This window comes from Photobacterium sp., from assembly GCF_033720175.1.
Lineage (GTDB): Bacteria > Pseudomonadota > Gammaproteobacteria > Enterobacterales > Vibrionaceae > Photobacterium.
In genome coordinates this window covers 190,707-206,037 of record NZ_JAWWDA010000003.1, presented here as the reverse complement: position 1 = coordinate 206,037, position 15,331 = coordinate 190,707, and the positions used below count along the sequence as shown (strand labels likewise).

Annotated in this window: 10 protein-coding genes; 6 read left to right on the top strand and 4 right to left on the bottom strand. The window is 46.3% G+C overall.

Going from position 1 to position 15,331, the window contains the following annotated elements; all coding sequences use genetic code 11:
• Nucleotides 1-116: 116 nt before the first annotated feature.
• Nucleotides 117-1,547, top strand: coding sequence for a 16S rRNA (cytosine(1407)-C(5))-methyltransferase RsmF (gene rsmF / locus R3289_RS05285; RefSeq protein WP_318924440.1), 1,431 nt, complete (start codon nt 117-119; stop codon nt 1,545-1,547).
• 357 nt (nt 1,548-1,904) lie between these two features.
• Nucleotides 1,905-2,498, top strand: a complete 594-nt coding sequence (locus R3289_RS05280; protein WP_318924439.1) for an FMN-dependent NADH-azoreductase — start codon at nt 1,905-1,907, stop codon at nt 2,496-2,498.
• Nucleotides 2,499-2,666: 168 nt separating this feature from the next.
• Here the strand turns inward: R3289_RS05280 and R3289_RS05275 are convergent, their stop codons facing one another.
• Nucleotides 2,667-3,941 (bottom strand): MipA/OmpV family protein, encoded by a 1,275-nt coding sequence (locus R3289_RS05275; protein WP_413466680.1) that lies wholly within the window; start codon nt 3,939-3,941, stop codon nt 2,667-2,669.
• A 283-nt stretch (nt 3,942-4,224) separates the two neighbouring features.
• Nucleotides 4,225-4,530 (bottom strand): DUF496 family protein, encoded by a 306-nt coding sequence (locus R3289_RS05270; RefSeq protein ID WP_107282683.1) that lies wholly within the window; start codon nt 4,528-4,530, stop codon nt 4,225-4,227.
• A 430-nt stretch (nt 4,531-4,960) separates the two neighbouring features.
• Here R3289_RS05270 and R3289_RS05265 point away from each other — a divergent pair, with 430 nt between their 5' ends.
• The 3 genes from R3289_RS05265 (at nt 4,961) to R3289_RS05255 (ending at nt 7,503) form a co-directional block, all read left to right on the top strand.
• Entirely contained in the window at nt 4,961-5,170 is a 210-nt protein-coding gene (locus R3289_RS05265; protein WP_107282684.1) for a cold-shock protein, read from the top strand.
• A gap of 402 nt (nt 5,171-5,572) precedes the next feature.
• Complete coding sequence (locus tag R3289_RS05260; RefSeq protein WP_107282685.1) at nt 5,573-5,782, top strand: cold-shock protein; 210 nt, start codon at nt 5,573-5,575, stop codon at nt 5,780-5,782.
• A 275-nt stretch (nt 5,783-6,057) separates the two neighbouring features.
• Nucleotides 6,058-7,503 carry an FAD-binding oxidoreductase gene (locus tag R3289_RS05255; RefSeq protein ID WP_318924437.1) on the top strand — a complete coding sequence of 482 codons (1,446 nt, stop codon included), beginning with the start codon at nt 6,058-6,060 and terminating at the stop codon, nt 7,501-7,503.
• A 125-nt stretch (nt 7,504-7,628) separates the two neighbouring features.
• Here the strand turns inward: R3289_RS05255 and R3289_RS05250 are convergent, their stop codons facing one another.
• On the bottom strand, nt 7,629-11,315 hold the full coding sequence (locus R3289_RS05250; RefSeq protein ID WP_318924436.1) for an AAA family ATPase: 3,687 nt from the start codon (nt 11,313-11,315) through the stop codon (nt 7,629-7,631).
• Entirely contained in the window at nt 11,312-12,559 is a 1,248-nt protein-coding gene (sbcD, locus tag R3289_RS05245; protein ID WP_318924435.1) for an exonuclease subunit SbcD, read from the bottom strand. Before sbcD ends, R3289_RS05250 begins: the two co-directional genes overlap by 4 nt.
• Nucleotides 12,560-12,819: 260 nt before the next feature.
• Here sbcD and R3289_RS05240 point away from each other — a divergent pair, with 260 nt between their 5' ends.
• Entirely contained in the window at nt 12,820-15,186 is a 2,367-nt protein-coding gene (locus R3289_RS05240) for a helicase-related protein (protein ID WP_318924434.1), read from the top strand.
• Nucleotides 15,187-15,331 lie beyond the last annotated feature (145 nt).

Sequence of the window (15,331 nt, the reverse complement as noted above, 5' to 3'; positions counted from 1 at the left end):
CTTTTTACTGTCTGTTAGTCACGCACTTTCATCCACCATATCAACGGTGAGAGATCGATTAATGATGAAGATTGTTATAGACTCTCGCTCCATTGCTAGTTAAACGAGATACTCCCTTGCACCCTAACATCTATATTCCTGACGCGTTTATTGAACAGATCCGCAAAATCATGCCAGATCACTTGAGCATGGATGACTTCATTGCGTCTTGCAAAACCCCTTTGCGTCGTAGTATTCGTGTCAATACGTTGAAAATCAGTGTGGCCGATTTTCTTGAACGTGTGGCCGACAAAAACTGGACCTTAACGCCTGTACCCTGGTGTGAAACTGGTTTTTGGATTGAGCGTGAAGATGAGGAATCCGTATCTCTTGGCAATACCGCGGAACATATGGCGGGGCTGTTTTATATCCAGGAAGCCAGCTCCATGATGCCGGTTACCGCCTTGATAAAAGACAATGATGCCCTCGATTGTGTCTTAGATATGGCATCTGCACCGGGATCTAAAACGACTCAAATTGCCTGTGCCATGCAAAATCGCGGGGCGCTGGTCGCCAATGAACTAGCCGCAAGTCGCATTAAGGTGCTGCATTCAAATCTTCTGCGCTGCGGTGTTTACAACGTTGCCCTGACCCACTTTGACGGTTGTGTGTTTGGCGGCTGGGCCCCCGAGTCATTTGATTCCATCTTATTAGACGCACCTTGTTCCGGCGAGGGGGCCATTCGTAAAGACGACGATGCAATGGCTAACTGGAGTCTGGAATCTATTGAAGACATCGCAGCCATTCAGCGCAAACTGATTGAAAGCGCATTCCAGGCATTAAAACCCGGTGGCGTTATGGTTTATTCAACGTGCACCCTGAACTTGAGTGAGAACCAAAACATTTGTCATCACTTGAAAGACCTTTTTGATGACGCCGTTGAGTTTGAGCCATTAAACGATCTGTTTGACGGCGCCAATCAGGTATGTACAGAAGAAGGGTTCTTGCATGTTTATCCGCAAATTTTCGACAGCGAAGGTTTCTTTGTTGCACGGATCCGCAAGCATGCTTCGGTTGAATCACCACAAGTGAAAAAGCGCTTAGGTAAATTCCCGTTTAATCCGGCATCAAGCCAAGATACGCAGGCCATCGCTAACGATCTTGAGGCCACTCTGGATATCACGTTGCCATCAGATAGCCAAATATGGCTGCGTGATAATGAAGTATGGTTGTTCCCTTCTCAGCTTCGTCCGTTGCTCACTGAGATAAGATTCCAGCGCATGGGCATCAAATTGGCAGAACAGCACAAAAAAGGCTATCGCTGGCAACACGAAGCCATCATGGCCTTAGCGAAGGGGGATGAAAAAATATCTATTGCCCTTACAGCTGAACAAGCTAAAGAGTGGTTTATGGGCCGAGATATTCGCCCGGAACAGATATCAGGCAAGGGAGAGATCATTGTAACTTATCGCGATTACCCTATTGGTATCGGGAAGTGGGTCAGCAATCGAATCAAAAATGGCCTGCCGCGAGAGCTGGTAAGAGATACCAATTTATTTGATATTTAACTATTAATACTTCTTATTAGTAATACTGGCAAATTATGCTGTTTGAACTAACATTGATAGTGTAATTGATCTCCATTTACTAACCAGTTAGCGCAAGGCTCTCACGAGCCATTCCCCTAAGCCCGAAACAGGAGTCGTTTCGGGCTATTTTTTCCTTCCCCTGCCATTCACTCACAAACTATCGCACTCATAAACCATCACATTCAACTCATTGATTCATTATAAAATAAACCACACCAATCTTAATTCGATTTTATCGAACAAGTTACACAATTTTTTCCGCTATCTTCATCACATCAAGCTTCTTATAGTTGGTACCAAAGCAAATGCTCCCCAATACCGATTAAGGAACACATTATGTCTAACGTACTGGTACTAAAATCAAGCATCCTAGGTGAATACTCTCAATCAAATGGCCTAATTGACCACTTAATTGCTTCATGGGGCGATAACGTCAGCTCTGTTGTTGAACGTGATTTGGCTGTAAACCCAGTCCCCGTATTAGATGGTGAAATTGCCGGTGCATTACGTGGTGGCGATAATCTTAACCAACACCAGCAACAAGCAGTCGTACTTTCTGATCAATTGATTGAAGAGCTAAAGAACAGCGATACCGTTGTGATTGCTGCACCTATGTACAATTTCTCTGTTCCGACTCAGCTAAAAAACTGGTTTGATATTATTGCACGTGCAGGCGTAACCTTCAGATATACTGAAAATGGCCCTGTCGGCTTAATTGAAGGTAAAAAAGTGATTGTCATTACCACGCGTGGTGGTATACACAAAAACGGTCCAACCGATCTGATGGTGCCATATCTGAAAACTATTCTAGGTTTTCTCGGGATGACAGATGTAGACGTGATCTATAGTGAAGCGCTGGCTATGGGAGATGAAATGGCCGCTAAAGGTATTTCTGAAGCTAAATCAGCCATTGCACAACTAACCGCCTAACATTCCAATACCATGGTTTTTACTGCTATCCAGACGCTTATTTAGTACATTGCCTTACCTGTTTTCATCTGACAGGTAAGGGCTTTTTATACACATCCACCTCATTCAGTAGCCGTTCAAATTACAGGTAGTGAATGGAACAACAATAAGGTAGTTTACTAACTGGCGCTAAAAATCAAACTGCAGGTAAATCGTATTATAGTTACTGCCACCTTTGATACGGCCAAACTGAGATGCACTCTCAAAAATGGCAGAACGATGATGCAAGCTGTAACCAAGCCATACCCCATTCATTGATTTTTGATTTAACAAGTCACCCACGTTGACATCAAATGAAAAATCCAGATAATTCAGAAGATTACTTGGTTCGTATTCTTTTCGATCCATCTCAATTTGTTCAATATAGCTAATATGATTGATATACGATAAACCTTCGGCCACCCCAAATCGCCACTCCACCGGCCAGTTAAAGGTATAATACGCTTTAATCGCAACGACATATTCCTGCGAAGAGCTCTGAACCTCAGAACTCCAATGCCATACAAAGCCAGGGGTTAAATAAATATCTAACGGCAGACCGAACAGTTCATCCGTTAACGGATGCCCGTAAAAAACAGATGTCAGCTTATTATCATATTCATCTTTAACTCGATTGCCTGAAAAGATTTCGCCAATATTAGACGGCGTCGCCCAACCATGTGCCAATCGCCAGTAAGATTTCTGAATTAGCGATGACTTCTTCGGCCTGCTGTCGTCACGAAAGAAACCAAACCCGGCATAGAGTTCGCCTTGCCAGTCAGTATCAATCGTCACGGCATGACGCACATTCCTGTCGAAGTGTGTGGCATACGCCCCACCAAGCAAATAGAGATTCTCAGCGACATGATATCGAGCATTAGCCCCCAGCTTTAAAGATATTCCGCTATCAATCGTCTCTTGGTTCAGACCATAGTAGTAGCTGTTGTAATCCGATTCTTTCCAAATCAGCGATGCTTTAGGATGAACTAGCCAGTTGCCATTCTTGTATCGCCCCCCCACCGTAGCAACGGAGTGAAACCTCAGATCAGGATCGAACATGAAATCCAGTTCGCTATACAGGCTATCATCAAGCTGAAACTTAAGCTGAAGACCACCATCCCCGCTGTCGCCGCCTATCTGATTTTGATATGAGGAGGGAATATCAATAAAGTGCATGCGCAGTAGTGCATTGACTTCCCAGTCATCCTGTCGGTAAAGATGTAAACCGCCTTCGGTCCCGTTAATGAAAAAACGCTCCCCTCTGTAAAACATCATCGGAACAAAGGTCGTTACGGTATTGTCTTCAAGGTCAGAATTTACTGCGTAAGGAATTTCCGCATGCCGGATCACCGCCGCAATTCCCCAGTCTTGCTCTTCTGATCTCTGTTGTCGCAACTCTTCAACAGAAATGGAACCACTGACTATTTCATTATTTTCTGAAAGTGGTTGTTCAGCAAGAGCAAGACCCTCGCTTGGTTTTGCCAGCGCCAGTGAAGGTAACAATAAAACAAAACAGGCCCAGATCTTTAACAAAAGACTACCTCTGCAATACAAAAATATTTAGCTAAAGAGTAACCATAGCTGCAATTATTTATAGTTCGTGACTGTAAAAAAAGGGAAAAAAAAGCCCGAACACTATCGGGCTTTGTTTCTGTCGTAAGCAATAAATCATCAAATAATCATTGAATACCGTAAAAAGAGTTGATAACTACTTAGCAGCAATCTCGGCTTTCTTCAGTTCTTTTACGTTCTTACTCACTTCACGACGCTCTTTCGACAGCTCAGCGCTGATGATGATGTGATCATCGACACGATCTTCGTAATCACCCTTCATATTTTCGACGATCTCGAGAATCGCTTCCTGAGTCATTTCAGGTCGAATGTAATCTAGAAGGTTTTCAAGCAGCTCTACACGTTTACGGTTATCACGGATCTTACGATCGTTATCCAGAATTTCACGCTTCAGCTTATTCTTACGACGAGTCTGTCGTACTAGATCTAAGATATTGCTCATATATTGTCCTTTTATGAATCTATAAAATCTTAATCGGTTCGTTATAACAGAAAGTCATGTACAACCTCAAGTCACAGATAGAATCCTCTCCATTTATCTATGGTTCATTGATTTCGTTCAATGAAATTCAGACGCCTGGAGCCATGGTCGATAAGTATATCTTTTGTTAACCCTGTAAAGGGTTACACCTATCTGCGTGAATGTCATCACAAATTTATCACCTCAATATTTGCAAATAGCATATCAATGCCTACTCTTTTTATAGCCCAGTAGTTGTTTGACATAAATGCAGCAATGTGAACACCGAAAGCTTCGTGTAACAGTTCTTAATCTAAGAAAGTTGTCCTGAAGATGTTGAAGTTTCAATTGTCACCATAAGTTAAATTGTTATTGGCTATAACGTATTGATGTAGAGAATCCAGGAGACAACATGTCTAAAGCAACAGGTACCGTTAAGTGGTTTAATGAAGAAAAAGGTTTCGGTTTCATCACTCAGGATAACGGCGGTGCTGATGTATTCGTTCATTTTCGCGCTATCACTGGTGACGGCTTTAAAACACTGGCTGAAGGCGACAAAGTTACATATGAAACGGAGCAAGGTCCTAAAGGCTTACAAGCTGCTAATGTAGAAAAAATGTAGTCCTATGTTAGATTTGCTAAAAAGGGCTGTTCGGCCCTTTTTTATGACCTGACAATACTAACCCAACCTTTTATTGTTCGGTCGGATTTTCGTTAACCTACTCTAATTATTATATTTTACTGACTCCAGTATGCTACTTTCATCACAATTCTTTATTATGGTTATTTGATTTTCAGTCTAATGTCTTGCCCTCAAAATAGCGCTGTGGCTTAATAGTTTTGCCCTGTAATGCAGCCCTATTTATGCAGCAAATTGAAATTGAAAAAGAAAACTTCGTTACACCACTTGGTCAAAGTGTCGTTGTCCTGAAGCTTCATTCTTCTTTTGTCCATAAGTAATACATTATTTTGGCTTAAGTACGCGTAGTGCGTGATTTTAAATACAAATTTCAGGAGACATGTTATGTCTAAAACAACTGGTACTGTTAAGTGGTTTAACGACGAGAAAGGTTTTGGCTTCATCACTCAAGATAACGGCGGTGCTGACGTATTCGTTCACTTCCGCGCTATCGCTGGTGACGGCTTCAAATCTCTTGCAGAAGGCCAAAAAGTATCTTTCGACGTTGAACAAGGTCAGAAAGGTCCTCAAGCTGCAAACGTTGAGCGTATCTAATTCGCTTTTAAGTTTGTAAGATTGACAAAGGGTATCTTAGGATGCCCTTTTTTTGTTTTTTTACTTTCAACGAATCTATTCTCAACAACTCGAATTCACCCATCTTATACTTAAGGTAACTTGGGTATATTACATAGCCTCCAAGAATAGCTCTCCACCTCCCCTATTTGCTCTTTCTTCAGCGTGTCATCTACACTCTCGGGGGCGCCTCTATTTCTAATTGTGCAAGAGTGATACAAAACGAAGTGTCCTTTTGTAGCTCGACGTTAGAGATTTTGCGCATAACTAATGGAGAAGTGATTATGGCTGAATTACAGGCTCGCTTGCTTAACGGTGAAACCAAGACCCTTAACAACGATATAATAGCTGACCTACGTGGCCGGGTGCGCGGACAAATCGTGCTGCCTGACGACTCCGATTATGATGAGATTCGCCAGATATGGAACGCGATGATCGACCGACGCCCGGCACTCATCGTCCGCTGCTCCGGTACGGCCGATGTGATACATGCAATACAGTTTGCCCGGCAATATCAGTTACTCACATCGATCCGTGGAGCTGGCCACAATATCGCAGGTAAGTCCCTTTGCGAAGGCGCATTCTTGATTGATCTGAGCACAATGCGATCCGTCCAGGTTGACCCAGTTTCACGTGTCGCTATTGTCGGGCCCGGGGCGACACTCGGCGATGTAGATCACGAAACCCAAGCCTATGGTTTGGCAGTTCCCGTCGGGATTAATTCAACTACCGGCATAGCAGGGCTGACCCTCGGTGGAGGCTTCGGTTGGCTAAGTCGAACACACGGCCTGACGATCGACAACCTTATCGCTATCGAAGTGGTTACCGCTGCAGGTGAGCGGCTGAGGTGTGATACAAAAAATCACGCTGATCTGTTTTGGGCCTCATGCGGAGGCGGCGGAAACTTTGGTGTTGTGACATCATTCGAGTTCAGACTGCACCCTGTTGGTCCCGAAGTGATGGCCGGGCCGATCATTTTTCCTTTTGAACAAGCCAGGTCAGTTCTGCATTCATACCGCGAATTCTGTGCCAACTGCCCCGAAGAGTTAACTGTATGGGCAGTAATACGCAATGCGCCTCCGTTACCATTTCTTTCCCCAGAGGTTCACGGCACCCGGGTATTGATCCTGGTTGCTCTCTACACCGGTGCGATGGATGCAGGAGAAAAAGCATTGGCTCCGTTACGTAAGCTGGGCCAACCCATCGCGGATGGTTTTGGACCGCATCCCTTTGTTGGATTTCAGCAAGCTTTCGACCCGCTATTGACTCCCGGGGCTCGTAATTACTGGAAGTCACACAACTTCACCGAGCTGAGCGATGGATTAATCGATAAGTTAGTTGAGTATGGAGACAATCTTCCTAGCTCTGAGACGGAGATCTTCGTTGCACAAATGGGAGGTGCAACCAACCGTGTTGCGCCAGACACCAGCGCTTATCCGCACCGTGACGTCGCCTTCATTATGAACGTACATGCGCGTTGGGAGGCTGTGGATCAAGACGACACTTGTGTTACATGGGCGCGTGAATTCTACGAAGCAACCAAGCCATTAGCGACTGGCGGCGTATACGTTAACTTCATCAGTGAAGATGAAGATCGAGTTCAGGGCGCATACGGTACGAATTACAATCGACTGGCGAAAGTGAAGGCAAAATACGACCCAGACAATTTTTTCCGACTGAACCAGAACATCACACCAAGCTGATTGCTGTTCCTTGTCCAACCAAAGAAAGCACCATCCCCTCAGCTCAAAATAATTTAATTGATCCGCCCTTTTCAGGCGGATCATAGCTAGGTGGATATATACCCATTCGTTGATAAGCTAAGCACCTACCTGACACAATACTGATCTTCCAATCGGCTAACCCCTAGCCCATTCATTTTTTTCACCTGAATCTGTACCGGGATCCGCTCTTTCATTGCCTCAATGTGGCTGATCACACCAATCATTTTTCCTGAAGCATTCAAGCTATCAAGGGCATCAAGGGCGGTGTCTAAGGTTTCGCTGTCTAAAGTACCAAACCCTTCATCAAGAAACAGAGAGTCAATGCTGGTCTTGTGGCTGACCAAATCAGACAATGCCAACGCTAAGGCAAGACTGACCAGAAAGCTTTCACCGCCAGAGAGCGTCTTGGTATCTCGCACGGTATCCCCCTGCCAGGTATCAAGTACCTGAAGCTCTAGCGCTTCGCTTTGTTTGCGTTGCAGTAAATAACGACCGTGTAAGCGATCAAGCTGTCGGTTTGCCAGATAAACCAAATGATCAAGCGTTAACCCTTGGGCAAAGCGACGGAACTTGTCACCTTTTTGCGATCCAATCAATGCATGCAAATACGCAATATCGTCGTATTTTTCTTGCCACTGTTCAATCTGTGCAAACAGCGACTTCTGGTTGCTGCGGCGCTGACTATCATCATCAAGGCTGCGTTTAATTTCACCCTGTCGGTGGGTGATCTCTCTCAGCGTCGCGCTAATGGTAGCTAGCTGTTCGGCCACTTGTTCTAAGGGGGTTTGCGCCAATTGTTGCTGCTCTGGTTTAGCATGCAGATCAGCGTAAGCTTCTTCTGCCTGCTCTTTCAGAACCTGAGTTCGCGCTAACTGCTCGTGGATCTGTTGCTTTAAGCTAACCAGACGTGCACGCTCATCTTCCGCTAACAAGGCGGCCTCAAAAGCCTGATGTGTCGCAAACGGGCTAGAGGCCAGTTGTGCCTGCCACTTGTGCTGTTGCGTTTGCGCATCCTCAGCAAGAGCGCGATGATTTTTTTCAGCTGCACTATATTGCCCCGTCAGATTTTGCAGCTCCTGATCCGCCAGCTGATGCGCGGTTTGTGCTTGCTGATACTCACTGTCACTGCGTTGCGTCAACTGCTGCGCCTTATGACGCTCATCCGTTACCGATTTTTCACCAAACAGTTCGAATCTGAGCTGCTGTTTATCATTCAATTGTGTTGTTACGCTCTGCTGCTGTGACGACAGGTCTTGCAACTGCTTACCGAGCTCTTGCTGTTTTTCAACCAGGTTCGTCGTTTCAATCTCCAGGGCCTTCAATGCTTCCTGGCATGACTGATGCTGTTTTTCTGCCTGCTGCCAGCTTGCCGCCGCTTGTTGCTTTTGCCCTAACCAGCTTTCAATCTGATCGGGCTCTGGCAACGTAAGATCTAAATCAGCCAGCTGCGCTTTTAACTTATCATCAAGTGCTTGCCCTTCCTGACCGAGTTGCTCCAATTCAGTACTGACTTGCGCTGCCTCCTTGTTAAGGCTTTCACTTTGCTGAGTATTTAATGCAATCTGATGTTTCACCTCGTATTCAGCCTGCTTTGCACTGACGACGGCTTGTTGAGCAGTCACTTTCTGCAGATTCAGCTGTTTCAGCCGCTCAAGCTGTGCAGATAATCTTCCCTGTTGTGATTGAACGGTATCAAGGTAAGTCGATAGCGGTTCCTGCTCGGTAATTGCCAAATCTATTTGCAATGATTCGCTGAGCTGTTGCCACTTTTGCCGCAGCTCGGTTTTTTCTTCCGTGAGCTGTTCTAGTCGCCGGGCCAATTCGTTCAACTCTACCAGCTCTTTATTAAGCAACTCTTTGAGCTGACTGGCGCGTTGTTCGATCGTGTCTAACTCAGTTACAACCTGCTGGCGACGTTGCTCGGTCTCCGATATATTTAAGGCTTGATAACTTTCCACCAATGGGTGCTCTTTCGAACCACACAACGGGCAAGGGTTATTCGGTTGCAGCTTAGCGCGCTCTTCGGTTAAATCTGTAATGCGCTTTTCCTGTTCGATCAGCTTATCGAGATCTTTGAGGTGCGATCGCTTGTCTTTATACTGCCCGCGCAGGGTGTCAATCTGCTTATCCAACTGTTGGCTGGTCGCGGTTAATTCTGTCTGCCTTGCTAAGCGTTGTTCTTGTTCGCGATGACACTTTTGAGCTTGTTGTGCCAGCGTCTGCAACTCTAGCCGCAGCCCGTGTTGCTCTGCCAATAAGCGGTGTTGCTGTTCTATTTTACTTTCATCGCTGCCTTTTAAGGCTTGAGACACTGCTTGTTCGACAGAAATTAATTCAGCATTACTCTGCTCAACCTGCTGCGTTTTACTGGCTAATGTTTGTTGATACTGCTGCTGAGTCACCACCAGCTGGGTGGTCTCTTTATCAATTCGGGCACAGCGTTGCTCAAGCTCGGTTTTACCTTTGGTCAACTGTCCCAGGCGGGTAAACTGCGCTTGCCAGAGTGGCAGTTGTTCGGCCAAGGCCGCATCGTTGCTGTGCAGCTGAAGATACGACGCCACTTCAGTAAGTTTCGTTTTATGTTGCTGTGTCTCCACTTCACGCAGTTGTAACTGCTCAGCCTCCTGCTGACTTTGTTCTTCCTGAGCCTGTTGCTGAGCCTGGAGCTTGGTTAGTTCATCAGAGCTTTGTTTACATTCAGCATCTAGCGGAACAATTTTATCATTCAGTAAAGTATCCAGCTGCTGCTGAGCCTGCTTGGCTTGCGAGAACCGGTCACTGGCCTGTTTATACTGCTGTTTTGCCTGTTCCGCTTTTTCACTCGCTTGCTGTAATGCCAGTGTTAACCGTTCTATTTCACCTTTGGCCCGGGCTGCTTTTTCCGTCGCTGCCTGATGCAAGGTAAATTGAGCGCGCATTTTTTCTGCCGGCTCACTTTGCGCTAAGCGCTCTAACGCTGCTTGTTCTTGCTGTTGCCGCAACCGGGCCTGACTTAAATTACTTTGCGCCAGTTCAACCGCTTTTGTCGCAGCAATGACCTTTTCCCACCACTGTTGGTGGGCTTGTAACTGCCGCTGTGTTTTCTCTGCATCTTGTTCCTGACCCGACAATTGAATTTGTTGCTCTAACAGCGCTTCCAGCTGTTCTGCGGTCAACAATTCGACCCCATCGGCTTTCGCTTTCAGTCGTGCCAGTTCGTTTCTGGTGGTAGTGAAATGCTCGTGAACCTTTTCTGAAATTAAGCCATACACTTCAGTACCGGTAAGCTCTTCCAGCAACTCAGCACGATCGTTGGCATCCGCATTCAAAAATGCGGCAAACTGACCTTGGGAAAGCAGCATAGATTTGGTGAACCGCGCAAAATCCAACCCGCTGAATGATTCGATCAATTGGGCTTTTTTCTTCACTTGCGAAGCGAGTATTTTACCGTCATCGATTGTGGCCAGTTCGACTTTGGCTTCTTGTAAGTTGCCATCGATCTTATCCCGTGAGCGGCGCTGGCTCCAAAATGCCCGATACCCCTTTCCTTTGACTTCAAATTCCACTTCAGCCAGACAATCCGTGGTGCCACGTGTCATCAATTCATTCGTGGCTTTTGAAATATTATTCAGTCTTGGCGTACGGTGATAGAGAGCAAGACAGATCGCATCTAAAATAGTAGTTTTACCTGCACCGGTGGGGCCGGTGATCGCAAACAAACCATTGTCAGAAAAAGGCGTCTGGGTAAAATCAATTTTCCACTCACCTTTCAGCGAGTTGATATTCTTAAAACGTAAACTCAGAATTTTCATGCTTTACCTTCTAGATCACTGGCGGGTTCAGTCACTTCTTCCACAATGTCACAAAAAGTCTGACGAATACGTGTAATACGCTGCTGATCTTGTTCAGTATCAAACTGCTCTTGAGCTAACCGTCGTTCAAATACATCCAGAGGAGTTAACTCGGCTAACATTTCTTTTTCCTCACGTTCAATCTGAGTTTGTCGATTGGTGCGTGAGCGGCGCAGCTGTAACACTTCCACATTCAACTCTGCTGTCATCGCCTGAATGCGTTGCTGCAGATCGTTCAGGTAATCCTGGGTCTCAACTTCAATGTAGAGCCAAATCGGCAACTCCCCATCGTAGCCTGCCAATGTATTCAATTGCGTTTCAATGCTATCCAGATCGCCTTTAATCACCTGCATAGGCTGAAACAGAGGGATTTCCAAAGCATCCAACTTAGCCAGTTTCCCGTCAGTGAATTCAGCCACCAGCACCTGTTTCTGACTGCCCAATTCATCAAAGCTAAGCGGGATCGGCGAACCGCAGTAGCGAATATGATCTGATTTTGCAACGACTTGTGGGCGGTGAATATGACCTAACGCGATATAGTCGGCCGGTGGAAATGCACTGGCCGGAAAGGCTTCTAGCGTACCAATATAAATATCCCGTACCGAATCTGAGCTTTTCACTCCCATCGCCGTTAAATGGCCGGTGGCGATAATAGGCAGGGGCTGACTAAACTCACTTCTTTTTTTAACAGCACGTTGATAAAGCTCTTGATAATGCTCACTGATGGCTTTTCCTAATGCTTGCTGTTTCTCGGCTCCGCTCTCTCCGGCCTGACTGCTCATTACATCTCGCGGGCGAATGAAGGGAATGGCACACAGCACGGCCCCGGCTTCACCTTGCTGGTTATTAAGCACCACAATTTGCTCATCGAGATCGGACTGAACTTTGGCGATAACCTGGGTGTTTAAATACGCCAGCAGCCCTTTGGATTCATCTAAGGTTGAAACCGAATCATGGTTGCCACCTAGCACAACTAACTGACAACCAAGCTTGTTCATTTCAACCACAAAGCGATTATACAGCTCACGGGCATAACTGGGTGGCGCACCGGTATCAAACACGTCGCCGGCAATAATGACGGCATCTATCTGGTGTTGAACAATTTGTTCTAATAGCCATGTAATAAAGCCATGATGCTCAGCCGCCCGGCTTTTGGTAATAAAATGCTGGCCAAGGTGCCAATCAGATGTGTGCAAAATTCGCATATTGGAGTGCTCTAGAATCAAATAATAACGCTTGCTACGAGTAGCAATATTATATTGCCCTTAGCAAGCTATAGCTGTGACATTGAATTTAACCAGTCGATGTTTAAAACCCGTTCACAAGTCCGGGTTTACAGCTGATGATGTTAATGCATGATAGTTTACACGTTTATTCTGGTTTTCATGACGATAAATTAAGCGTTTGACACCATCCTATGTGCTTTCCACGGGCAATCGCGGGTAAACTAGGCACACCTCTCGTTATGTGGATTTCTGCGCCTGTGCTGTTACCGATTGATCCTATTAAACCGGTTTTTCTCGACCTGCTTACCCAACACCACCTTGTGGTAGAAGCAGAAACGGGATCAGGCAAGTCAACGCGTCTGCCCTTATGGGCTGCAGAGCAAGGCCGTGTATTAGTGATCCAGCCTCGCCGGATTGCCTGTACCTCGTTAGCAGAATTTCTGGCTGACCAGGCTTGCGAAAAAATAGGTCAGAGTATCGGTTATGCGATTCGGTTTGACTCTCACTTCGATGATCAGACAAAAGTTGTTTTTGTTACTCCGGGCGTCGCTCTGCGTTGGATGAGCGAAGGTCAGCTGGCCAGCTTCGATATCATCATTATCGATGAAATGCATCTGCGCCGATGGGATACCGATTTGTTGATGGCACTGCTAAAACAGCACAATACCCACCGTTTAGTTGCCACTTCTGCCACACTGGACAGCCAACGTCTGGCGGATTATATGGGCGCTAAACCGATCAGAGCCGAAGGCCGGTGTTTTCCTGTCGCCGTCGAGCATCAGGCCAGCGATCCCCGCCATAGCCCTGATAGTCGTCATCTCGACAGTAAAATCAGAACAGCCGTTGACGATATTTTTGCGCGAATAGAAGGTGATATTCTCGTTTTCCTGCCGGGACGCAAAGAAATCAGCCAATGCATGAACAGTCTCAGCCATCTAGATGCTGAGGTCATTCCGCTTCATGCATCGGTCTCTGATACCGATCGGCACCGGGCGCTAAATGAAAGTGATCATCGAAGAATTATTCTGGCAACGAATGTCGCGGAGACATCCCTGACGATCCCCGGTGTGACCGTGATCATAGATTCAGGTCTTGAGCGACGCACTCATCAGCGTAATGGCCGGACCGTGCTGGGTCTGCATGCAATTTCACGCGCCAGTGCAGAACAGCGTAAAGGCCGCGCCGGGCGAATTGTCCCGGGCTTATGTATTCGCCTGTACGGCAGTGCCGCCCCGCTGGAGCTTCTGACCCCACCCGAGCTGCACCGCGAAGAACTGGTTGAGCCGATGCTGGCCTCAGCCTGTTGTGGCTATCGACTCAATGATTTGGCTTTTCTCGACCCGTTACCCGAAAAAACTCTGAGCCAGGCATTCGTAAAGCTGCGTCAGATGCAGGCCATTGATAACAAAGGTAAGATCACTGAACACGGAAAGCGCATCTATCCCTTACCCATTGATTCACTGTTTGCTCACCTGATCACGGCCATGCCGGATAAGGCAAGCCAGGAGGCCATGGTCGATCTGGCTGCAGCCCTTTCTATTCCCCAGCGCTTATACCAACCGCCTAAAAACGAACAAGCACTGGATCAGCTTCAGCAATGGGAAAAGCACCATTGTGACGCAACCACATTGATCAAGCTTATCCGTTATGAAACACCCGATTTTCTTCACGTCGATGATGATTTGCTTGCCGAAGCACGCATGATGGCCGCCCAGATCCGCTCAGCCATGATGTTGCCTCAGCTCAGTGTTGCTACTGCCATTAAACGTGACGGCTGGCTTAATGCCGTTATGCAAGCTGCGCCGGAACTGGTTTTTGTCAGACGAGAGAAACGTCGCCAGGCATTAGCAAACGGTATCAGCGAAGCCACGGTAGGACGTGACAGCCGATATAGTGACAGCGCTGAAGCGGCAGTCATTTTTGATCAATACAGCATGCCGGGCAGAGGCGTAAAACAAACACTGTCATTAGGCACCTGCATCGCACCGGTAAAACTCAACCAACTTATAGAGCTCGATTTTGGGGAGTTAGAACTGGCAGAAAGCCAGATCGTTGATGGCCAATGTCTGTCGGTCATGAAACGGCGTTATGCTGGCCGGGTGATTGAGGTAAAGAAGCAAGAGCCTGCAGGCAAGGTAGTGAGTCAGACTATCGTTGAAATGATCCTCAATAATAAGCTGCTGAATGGATTAGCGGAAAAGATAAATCATGAAATATCGCAATGGAACCTCTATTTAACATTAGGGCGTAATGTACAGCGAATGTCTGAACGTTCAGAGCCCGCAGAATTAATCAGCTGGCTAACCGAGCAGATTGATGCCCTGGGGATTGAGTCTGTCGATGATATTATGCTTTTTCACAATGATGATTTTGTCTTTGCGGGTATTCCTGAATGGGAAACCGCTAACTTTAATGCTGAGTTTCCCCGTAAACTCACGCTTGCCGAGCTAAACCTGACCGTGGAATATGATGTTGCACGAAAACGGGTTTATGTTGTTTACGCCAGCGGTAATCGTAAAAATGATCCGAAACGCTGGGAACTGCCACGCTGGCCTGGGTGGAAAGTTCAATATAAAAAAGCCAGCCGGGTTATCAATGTAAAATAAGACACAGTGCTTATTTTATCCTCACCAGATAGCAACGTTAAAATACACAATTATTTTTTACCTTTTAAGCATACTAAGCTGGGAATCAAGCACAAACAGCATAATCTTTTTATCTCCTAGAGAGTGAAGGCTACTAAGATCTACA